The sequence below is a fragment of the Streptomyces sp. NPDC016469 genome (assembly GCF_040632905.1).
In the GTDB taxonomy this organism is placed as follows: Bacteria; Actinomycetota; Actinomycetes; order Streptomycetales; family Streptomycetaceae; genus Streptomyces.
Map to the genome: position 1 here is coordinate 190,735 of NZ_JBEYCQ010000016.1, position 9,834 is coordinate 200,568.

General features: G+C 68.7%; 7 protein-coding genes. 5 read left to right on the forward strand and 2 right to left on the reverse strand.

Translation table 11 applies throughout. The annotated features are described in order from the left end of the window. Nucleotides 1–22: 22 nt before the first annotated feature. On the forward strand, nucleotides 23–1,054 hold the full coding sequence (locus ABZ565_RS20320) for an alanine racemase (protein WP_361028417.1): 1,032 nt from the start codon (nucleotides 23–25) through the stop codon (nucleotides 1,052–1,054). 20 nt (nucleotides 1,055–1,074) lie between these two features. Here the strand turns inward: ABZ565_RS20320 and ABZ565_RS20325 are convergent, their stop codons facing one another. After that, nucleotides 1,075–2,577, reverse strand: coding sequence for a glycosyltransferase 87 family protein (locus ABZ565_RS20325; RefSeq protein WP_361028420.1), 1,503 nt, complete (start codon nucleotides 2,575–2,577; stop codon nucleotides 1,075–1,077). A gap of 134 nt (nucleotides 2,578–2,711) precedes the next feature. After that, entirely contained in the window at nucleotides 2,712–5,471 is a 2,760-nt protein-coding gene (locus ABZ565_RS20330; RefSeq protein WP_361028423.1) for a transglycosylase domain-containing protein, read from the reverse strand. Nucleotides 5,472–5,858: 387 nt separating this feature from the next. On the opposite strand from ABZ565_RS20330, the gene ABZ565_RS20335 reads away from it, so the two are divergent. The 4 genes from ABZ565_RS20335 (at nucleotide 5,859) to ABZ565_RS20350 (ending at nucleotide 9,693) form a co-directional block, all read left to right on the forward strand. After that, nucleotides 5,859–6,563, forward strand: a complete 705-nt coding sequence (locus ABZ565_RS20335; RefSeq protein WP_361028426.1) for a PadR family transcriptional regulator — start codon at nucleotides 5,859–5,861, stop codon at nucleotides 6,561–6,563. A 62-nt stretch (nucleotides 6,564–6,625) separates the two neighbouring features. After that, entirely contained in the window at nucleotides 6,626–7,708 is a 1,083-nt protein-coding gene (locus tag ABZ565_RS20340) for an inositol-3-phosphate synthase (protein WP_361028429.1), read from the forward strand. 114 nt (nucleotides 7,709–7,822) lie between these two features. Continuing rightward, nucleotides 7,823–9,088 carry an MFS transporter gene (locus ABZ565_RS20345; protein WP_361028432.1) on the forward strand — a complete coding sequence of 422 codons (1,266 nt, stop codon included), beginning with the start codon at nucleotides 7,823–7,825 and terminating at the stop codon, nucleotides 9,086–9,088. 44 nt (nucleotides 9,089–9,132) lie between these two features. Further along, a complete protein-coding gene (locus ABZ565_RS20350; protein WP_361028435.1) occupies nucleotides 9,133–9,693 on the forward strand; it encodes a hypothetical protein in 561 nt (186 codons plus the stop codon). Nucleotides 9,694–9,834: the final 141 nt, after the last annotated feature.

A 9,834-nucleotide genomic window follows, 5' to 3' on the forward strand; every position in this document is an offset into this window, starting at 1 on the left:
CCAGAAGGGTTCCGGACCGGCCATGGCGCTCTCCCTGTACGTCGACACCGCGCGCTGGCGGGCGCACCAGAAATCCGTGATCGACCAGTTCCCCGGCATCGTGCCGGTCTGCAAGGGCAACGGATACGGCTTCGGTCACGAGCGGCTGGCCGACGAGGCGATCCGCTTCGGGTCCGACATCCTCGCGGTCGGCACCACTTACGAGGCAGCCCGGATCAAGGACTGGTTCAGCGGTGACCTGCTGGTCCTCACGCCGTTCCGGCGCGGTGAGGAACCGGTGCCGCTGCCCGACCGCGTCGTACGGTCCGTGTCCTCCGTCGACGGGGTGCACGCCCTGGTGGGCGCCCGGGTCGTCATCGAGTGCATGAGCTCCATGAAGCGCCACGGCGTCAAGGAGGAGGAGCTCGGGCAGCTGCACGCGGCCATCGAGGACGTACGCCTCGAAGGCTTCGCCCTCCACCTGCCGCTGGACCGTACGGACGGGTCGGACGCCGTCGAAGAAGTCATCGCGTGGATGGACCGCCTGCGGGCGGCCCGGCTGCCGCTGCACACGATGTTCGTCAGCCATCTGCGCGCCGACGAGCTCGCCCGGCTGCAGCAGCAGTTCCCGCAGACCCGGTTCCGCGCCCGCATCGGCACCCGGCTCTGGCTGGGGGACCACGAGGCCACCGAGTACCGGGGTGCCGTGCTCGACGTCACCCGCGTCGCCAAGGGCGACCGGTTCGGCTACCGGCAGCAGAAGGCCGCGTCCGACGGATGGCTGGTCGTCGTCGCCGGGGGCACCTCGCACGGTGTGGGCCTGGAGGCGCCGAAGGCCCTGCACGGCGTGATGCCGCGCGCCAAGGGTGTCGCCCGGGCGGGCCTGGCCACCGTGAACCGCAACCTGTCCCCGTTCGTCTGGGCGGGCAAGCAGCGCTGGTTCGCCGAACCGCCGCACATGCAGGTGTCGATCCTGTTCGTGCCCTCGGACGCCGAGGAGCCCCGGGTGGGCGACGAGCTGGTGGCCCACCTGCGTCACACGACCACGCAGTACGACCGCATCGTCGAACGCTGAGTCCCGCGCGCCCGCCCCGCTCAGTCGGCGGCGGGCGTGCCGGCCGTGCCCCATTCCACCCGCGGCCCGGACGCCGCGGGCAAAGCCTCCCGGCGGGCGGCACCGACCTCGACCAGGTGGGACAGTACGAACACGTCCTCGGCCCCGTCGAGCACCCCGCCCGACGGATCCTCCGAGCCGTCGCGCCGTACCCCGTCGCGCTCCGGCATCAGGATGTCCCGTACGACGAGGGCGCACAGGTACAGCGTGCCCAGCAGATGGAGCACGATCGCCAGCTGGTAGCCCTCCGTCGGCAGCCCCTGGTGCTTGTCCCCGCTCGTCGTGTAGGCGAGGTACAACCAGATCCCGAGGAAGTACAGGACCTCGCACGTCTGCCAGATCAGGAAGTCCCGCCAGCGGGGCCTGGCCAGCGCGGCGAGGGGGATCAGCCACAGGACGTACTGCGGGGAGTAGACCTTGTTGACGAGGATGAACACCGCGACGACGAGGAACGCGAGCTGGGCGAACCGCGGCCTGCGCGGTGCCGTCAGGGTCAGGACGCCGATCGCGGCGCACAGGCCGATGGTGGTCACCGTCGAGACGGTGTTGACCGTGCCGACATCGATGGACTCACCGGTGCGCTGCGTGATGACCAGCCAGAACGACCCGAAGTCGATGCCGCGTTCCTCGCTGAAGGTGTAGAACTTCTTCCACCCCTCGGGCGCGAAGACCATGATCGGCAGATTGACCACCAGCCAGGAACCGGCCGCGCCCAGCACCGCCGCTCCGAGCTCCCGCCACTTCCCCGCCCGCCAGCACAGGACGAACGCGGGCCCCAGCAGCAGGACCGGGTAGAGCTTCGCGGCCGTCGCGAGGCCGATGAGGATGCCGAACGCCAGCGGGCGGCTCCGGGACCACATGAGCATCGCCCCGGCGGTGAGAGCCACGGCCAACAGGTCCCAGTTGATCGTGGCGGTGAGCGCGAAGGCGGGCGCGAGCGCCATCAGCAGGCCGTCCCAGGGGCGCAGCCGGTGCGTACGGGCGACGCAGACGGCGATCACGGCGGTGCAGATCATCAGCATCCCCGCGTTGACCAGCCAGTACGCCTGCTCCTGCTCCTGGATGGAGCCGCCCGGCGTCAGCCACGCCGCGACCTGCATGAACACCCCGGTGAGGACGGGGTACTCCAGGAACTGCATGTCCCCGGGCAGCCGGTCGAAGTACGGCACGAGTCCGTCGGCGAAGCCGCGCCCCGAGTACAGGTGCGGGATGTCCGAGTAGCACGCGTGCGTGTACTGGGAGCCGGCTCCCCTGAACCACGCCCAGTTGTAGCAGGGCAGCTTCTGCACCATGCCGAGCGCGAACATCCCGATGGCCACCAGGGCGATCGCCCCCACAGGGGTGAGTGCGGCGGTGCCGAGCCGCGACCATCGCCCCGACCTCCCGCCGATCAGCTCGCTCCCGGCCGCCGCGACCTCGTCCCGGTGCGTGGGCCGCACGACGGGCCGTTCCTGGTGCACGCTCGTGTCCTCTGCGCTTGGCATGCCGCACATCCTGCCGTACGGCGCTGTGGAAAGGACGAGGGCCGCCGCACCGGGGTGCCGCGGCCCTCATCTCCTGTCGGGATCACCTCGTGCCGGACTGTGTGCCGGGCGCGAGGCGCACTGCGTACCGGGCTCTACCCGGTCGTGCCACCCCACCAGTTGTTGTTCCCGGTGCTGTTGTTTCCGGTGCTGTTGGAGTTGCCCTCCGTGGCGCCGTTGTTGGTTCCGCCGGTGGTGGTGCCCCCGTCCGTACCGTCGTCGCCGCCGGTCGTGCCGGTGTCCGTGCCGCCGTCGTTGCCCTGGGTCGTGCCCGTGTCCGTGCCGCCGTCGTTGCCCTGGACCGTGCCCGCGTTGGCGCCGCCGTTGTTCTGGCAGTTCCAGCCCCACGTACCGCAGCTGTCGGTGGGGTCGGGGGTCGGGACGTCGGGCGTGGGGGTCGGCGTGGGGGTCGGGGTCGGCTTCGTCGTCTCGGTCTCGGTCGGTGTCGGCGTGGGCGTCGGCGAGGGCTTCTTGGACGCGCCGCCGCCGTAGACCTTGTCCCCGATGGGCTCCGCCTTGGGGAAGGGCTCCGCCTTCTCGTTCTTCATGGCCTCGGCCATGTAGTCGTGCCAGACCTGGGCGGGGAAGGAGGCGCCGTGGATCTTGTCCTTGCCGCCGGTGCCGTACATCTTCTCGAACCCACGGTCCGTGTTCTTCTCGTCGTCGTCCAGCCGGTACATGCTGATCGCCGTCGACAGCTGCGGCGTGTAGCCCACGAACCACGCCGACAGGTTGTCGTCGGTCGTACCCGTCTTGCCCGCGACCTCACGGCCGGGGAGCTGGGCGGACGTACCGGTCCCCTTCGCGACGACGTTCTTGAGCACGTCCGTGACGTTGTCGGCGATGGCGCTGTCGAAGGCGCTCTTGGTGACTTCCTTGTGCTGGTATGCCGGCCTCCCGCGCTTCTTCACCTCGGTGACGGAGAACGGATCGCGCTGCTGGCCCCGGGCCGCGAAGGTGGCGTATGCGCCGGCCATGCTCGTCGCGCTGGGCGAGGACGTACCGATCGAGAAGGACGGCACGCTGGCGTCCGCCATGTACTGGTCGTCCTTCAGACCGGCCGCGATGGCCGCCTTCTTCACCTTGTCCGTGCCGACGTCCATACCCAGCTGCACATAGGGGGAGTTGGCGGACCACTGCATGGCCTCACGCAGGGTGATGTTGCCGTACGACTCGTGGTCGTCGTTGGTCTGCAGCCACTCCTTGCCCTGCTTGTCGGTCCAGACGTCGCCGTTGTACTTCCTGATCTTCAGCTTGTTGGCGCCGTTGTAGATGCTGAGCGGCGAGACCTTCGTACGCTGCGACTCGTCCTGGTCCGGGCCGCCGGACGGGTCCCGCTTGCCGTACTCCATGGCGGCCGCCAGCACGAAGGGCTTGAAGGTCGAGCCGACCGCGGCGCCGGTGGGGTCGGCGTTGCTCTGGAAGTGCTTGGTCGCGTCCTCACCGCCGTAGATCGCCTGGATCGCACCGGTCTTGGGGTCGACCGACGAACCGCCGAACTGCACGTGGGTGTCATACAGCGGGCGCTTCTTGGGGTCGATGTTCTCCTTGTAGACCCGCTTGACGGCCTTGCTGAGCTGGTCGACCTTCTTCTTGTCGAAGGTCGTGTGGATCTCGTAGCCGCCCTGGTCAAGCATGTCCTTGGTGATGTCGGTGCGCTCGAAGATCTCGGCCTTGGCGGTGTTGACGAGGTAGCCGATCTGGCCGCCCAGCTGCGCGCTCCGCTTCGGCTTGTCGGGCGTCGGGAACTCCGTGTACTTGTTCCGCTCCTCCTGCGTCATCCGGCCGTCCTTCACCTCCTCGTCAAGGATCCACTTCCAGCGCTTCGTCGCGCGGGCGAGGTTCTTCTCCGCGGTCGCCTGCACCGGGTCGACCTCCGGCGCACCGGCCGGGTCGTAGTAGCTGGCGCCCTTGAGGAGACTGGCCAGGAAGGCGCACTGGCTCGGGTCCAGGTCCTTGGCGTCCTTGCCGTAGTACGTACGGGCCGCGGCCTGAATGCCGGAGGCGCCGCGGCCGTAGTACGAGACGTTCAGGTACCCGGCCATGACGTCCTTCTTCTTCATCTCGCTACCGACCTTGAGCGTGATGAAGAGTTCCTCGAACTTGCGGCTGAGGGTCTGCTCCTGGGACAGCCGCGAGTTCTTGACGTACTGCTGGGTGATCGTCGATCCGCCCTGGGTCTCGCCGCCCTTGGCCATGTTGAAGACGGCGCGGGCGATACCCATGGGGTCGATGCCGTGGTCGCTGTCGAAGGACTTGTTCTCGGCGGAGATGACGGCGTTGCGCATCGCCTCGGGGATCTGCGCGTAGTCGATGACCTGACGGTTGACCTCACCGCCGGTGGCCACCATCTGGGTGCCGTCGCTCCAGAAGTAGACGTTGTTCTCCGCCTTGGCGGCGGCCTGGATCTCCGGCTTCGCGACCATCGCGTACGCGAGACCGGCGAGGCCCATCAGCAGGCCGAGGAAGCCGATGCACAGGCTGGACACCAGCTTCCACGACGGAACCCAGCGGCGCAGGCCCTGGCGGCCGGCTCGCGGATAGTCGATGAACCGCTTCTTGCCGGGGCGCCGGCCACCGCGCCCGCGGCCCTCGTGCTCGTCGTCCCCGCCACCGCGGCGCCGTCCACCACCGCCGTCGGAACCGCCACGGCCTCCGCCGCCGCGCTGGGCCGCCCGTCTGGCGGCCGCGCGACCGGCGTAGGGAGCCTCCTCGCCGTGCGGGCCGGAAGGTGAGGCTGAAGTTACTCCGCGTGACGGTGCTGCGCGGCGTCCTGAGGACTGCTGGGCGGCTCGTCGGGCCGCGGCACGTCCGCCACCTTGCGGTTGCGACGTCTTGCGACGGTGCTCGCTCATCGAACGACTACTCCTCGGGCAGGCGAGAGCGCCTGGAAGCGGCAGGTGAGATCCGGTCCCCCGAATGACGGGCCAGCCCGGCGACAGGCTCGCCCGCAGTGCATCCGGATGGCCCGCGAGCACTGACGCACGCGCGCGTCTCGCGGTTCCCGGTGGTCTGCATGCCGCACAGACTACGCACGGTCAAAACCCTCCTGGGACCGAACTTCACCCCAAATAACGCAAGTCGGTTCCTACGAATTGGCGATGTGACGCCGCTCACTGAGGCTGCCCTTGTCGGCTTCGCCCGTCCGATCTATCGTGCTGATGTATCGAGTCGATACATCAGCTCGGTACATCGACCCGGTACAAGGGACCGTGAGAGCACTCGGAGAAGGAGGGGCGAGGTTGAGCAGACGTTCCGGCATCCTCGAGTTCGCCGTCCTCGGACTGCTCCGCGAATCCCCAATGCACGGCTATGAGCTGCGCAAACGCCTCAACACCTCGTTGGGCATCTTCCGTGCCTTCAGTTACGGGACGCTCTACCCCTGCCTCAAGACGCTGGTCGCCAGCGGCTGGTTGATCGAGGAACCGGGGACGGCTCCGGCAGAGGCGGCACCCGGCTCCGGCCGGCCCGTCGCTCCCGCCTCGTCCCTGGCGGGGCGCCGCGCCAAGATCGTCTACCGATTGACGGCCGAAGGTAAGGAGCACTTCGAGGAGCTGCTCTCGCACACCGGCCCCGATTCCTGGGAGGACGAGCACTTCGCGGCTCGCTTCGCCTTCTTCGGGCAGACGGAGCACGACGTGCGAATGCGGGTGCTGGAAGGCCGTCGCAGCCGGCTGGAAGAGCGCTTGGAGAAGATGAGCGCCTCTCTGGCCCGCACCCGCGAGCGCCTCGACGACTACACACTTGAGCTGCAGCGACACGGCATGGAGTCCGTGGAGCGCGAAGTGCGCTGGCTGAACGAGCTCATCGAGAGCGAGCGGTCGGGACGGGATCAGCGACGATCCTCGCCCGAGGGCTCAGCTCAGCAGAAGACCGCAGGAGAGCCTGACGGCCTGCCCCGGCGGGGAGACAACCCGCCGGATCCGTCCGGCGACACCGCCAAGTGAGTTCACCGCAGATCCGCGGTGAACTCATCAGAAACATCCATTACACACAGGGAGCAACCGGAATGGGTTCGGTTCGCGTAGCCATCGTCGGCGTGGGCAACTGCGCCGCCTCGCTGGTCCAGGGCGTCGAGTACTACAAGGACGCCGATCCGGCCGGCAAGGTGCCCGGTCTGATGCACGTCCAGTTCGGCGACTACCACGTGCGGGACGTCGAGTTCGTCGCCGCCTTCGACGTCGACGCGAAGAAGGTCGGCCTGGACCTCTCGGACGCCATCGGCGCGAGCGAGAACAACACCATCAAGCTCTGCGACGTGCCGCACGCCGGTGTCACCGTCCAGCGCGGCCACACCCACGATGGTCTCGGCAAGTACTACCGCCAGACCATCGAGGAGTCGGCCGAGGCCCCGGTCGACATCGTCCAGGTCCTCAAGGACCGCGAGGTCGACGTCCTGGTCTGCTACCTCCCGGTGGGTTCCGAGGTGGCCGCGAAGTTCTACGCCCAGTGCGCCATCGACGCCAAGGTCGCGTTCGTCAACGCCCTCCCGGTCTTCATCGCCGGCACCAAGGAGTGGGCGGACAAGTTCACCGAGGCCGGTGTCCCGATCGTCGGCGACGACATCAAGTCGCAGGTCGGCGCCACCATCACGCACCGCGTGATGGCGAAGCTCTTCGAGGACCGGGGCGTCGTCCTGGACCGCACGATGCAGCTGAACGTCGGCGGCAACATGGACTTCAAGAACATGCTCGAGCGTGAGCGCCTGGAGTCCAAGAAGATCTCCAAGACGCAGGCCGTCACCTCACAGATCCGCGACCGCGACCTCGGTGCGGACAACGTCCACATCGGCCCGTCGGACTACGTGGCCTGGCTGGACGACCGCAAGTGGGCGTACGTGCGCCTCGAGGGCCGCGCCTTCGGTGACGTCCCGCTGAACCTGGAGTACAAGCTCGAGGTCTGGGACTCCCCGAACTCGGCCGGTGTCATCATCGACGCCGTCCGTGCCGCGAAGATCGCCAAGGACCGCGGCATCGGTGGCCCGATCCTCTCGGCGTCCTCCTACTTCATGAAGTCCCCGCCGGTCCAGTACTTCGACGACGAGGCCCGCGAGAACGTCGAGAAGTTCATCCGCGGCGAGGTCTCCAACTGACTCACGTGAGTCGGTCGGGCAGGTGAGGAACGGCAACGCATCTCGGCTGCCGCGCCCTTGAGGGCCCCTGGGCAATGCGCCCGGGGGCCCTCTGCGTGTGTGACCCTTGCTCCCATGCCCGTCGTGCGTGACCTGCGCGTCCTCCTGCGCCTTCGGAACTTCCGCCGCCTGCTGGCCGTGCGGATCCTGTCCCAGTCGGCCGACGGCGTCTATCAGGTGGCTCTGGCCACGCACGTGGTCTTCGCGCCGGAGAAGCAGGCGTCCGCCGGGGCGATCGCCTCCGCCATGGCCGTGCTCCTGCTCCCCTACTCGCTCGTCGGGCCCTTCGCAGGTGTGCTGCTGGACCGCTGGCCCCGGCGCAAGGTCTTCCTCTACGGCAACCTGCTGCGTTCCGCACTCGCCTGCTGCACCGCGCTCCTCATCATCGGGGCGGCTCCCGTCTGGCTCTTCTACGCCTCCGCGCTCTGCGTCACCGCGGTCAACCGCTTCGTCCTCGCCGGCCTCTCCGCCGTCCTGCCACGCGTCGTCGACCGGAAGCGGCTGGTGCTCGCCAACTCGCTGTCGCCGACCGCGGGAACACTCGCCGCGACGGCGGGCGGCGGACTCGCCTTTCTTGTACGGCTGCTGACGGCTTCGGACTCGGCCGTGGTCCTGTTCGGGGCGGCGCTCTACCTCACGTCGGCGCTGGCGGCGCTGAGCCTGGCGGCGGGTCTCCTCGGGCCGGACCGCGACACCGGCCGCATGTCACTACGGGCAGCGCTGGCCGCGGCGGCCGGCGGGCTCCTCGACGGACTACGGCACTTGCTGGAGCACCGGAGCGCGTCCCGGGCGCTGGCCGCGATGACGGTGATCCGGTTCTGCTACGGGGCGCTGACCGTCATGGTCCTGATGCTCTGCCGGTACGCCTGGACGGACAGCGAGGACGACGGTCTCGCCCTCCTCGGCCTGGCGGTGGTCGTCTCCGGTGCCGGGTTCTTCGCGGCGGCCGTACTGACCCCCTGGGCCGCGGGGCGGCTCGGGCGGCTCCGTTGGATGGTGGTGTGCGCCGGCACCGCCGCGGTCCTCGAACCGGCCCTGGGGCTGTGGTTCGCTCCGGCGCCGATGCTCGTCGCCGCGTTCGTCCTCGGACTCGTCACCCAGGGGGCGAAGATCGCCACGGACACCGTGGTGCAGACCGCCGTGGACGACGCCTACCGGGGCAGGGCCTTCTCGTTCTACGACGTGCTGTTCAACGTGGCCTTCGTTGCCGCGGCGGCGGTCGCCGCGCTGATGCTCCCGCCCGACGGGCGGTCCGCGGTGCTGGTGATCGGTGTGGCGGTGCTGTACGCAGGTTCTGCCCTGTGCCTTGCGCATTGGAGTCGGGGCGGTGACTTCCTATAGCGTGCCCGCGTCAAACAAGACGTACGAATCACGGGGGCATTCAGATGACTTACCCGCCGCAGCAGGGCAGCGGTCCCTACGGTCAGCAGCCGGCCCAGCCCTACCCGCCGCAGCAGGGCGGATACGGCTACCCGCCGCAACAGCCCCAGCAGGGGTGGGGCGGCCCGCAGCAGCCGCAGCAGGGGTGGGGGGCTCCCCAGCAGCCGCAGCAGCCCCAGGGCTGGGGTGCTCCTCCTCAGGGTCCTACGCAGCCCTCGGGCGGCAAGAAGCTCCTCGCGACGCGCAACATCATCATCATCGTCGTGGGCCTCGTCGTGCTCGGCGCGCTGAAGTTCGGCCTGGGCGACATGTTCGAGTCCGACGCCAAGGCCGCTTCGGTCGGGGACTGCCCGGAGAACAAGGGCACCAACTTCAACCCGGACATGGAGTCCGTCGACTGCGGCTCGTCCGCCGCCGAGTACAAGGTCGCCGAAGTGCACGACAACACGACCGACACGGATCTCTGCGACGCGGAGAAGTACTCCGCCTACACCGAGAGCTCGGGTCGTCGTAAGAGCCGGAGCAGTGTGGTGCTCTGCCTGACGCCGCTCAAGACGGCCAACTGAACCTCTGCAGCACCCCAGTACACCGATCGAGGCCGTTGTTTCACGTGAAACAACGGCCTCGGCGTATGCGTCGGCGCTCATGTTTCACGTGAGGACTCGGGACGCACCAGCAGCGGCCGGACGTTGGGATCAATACTGATG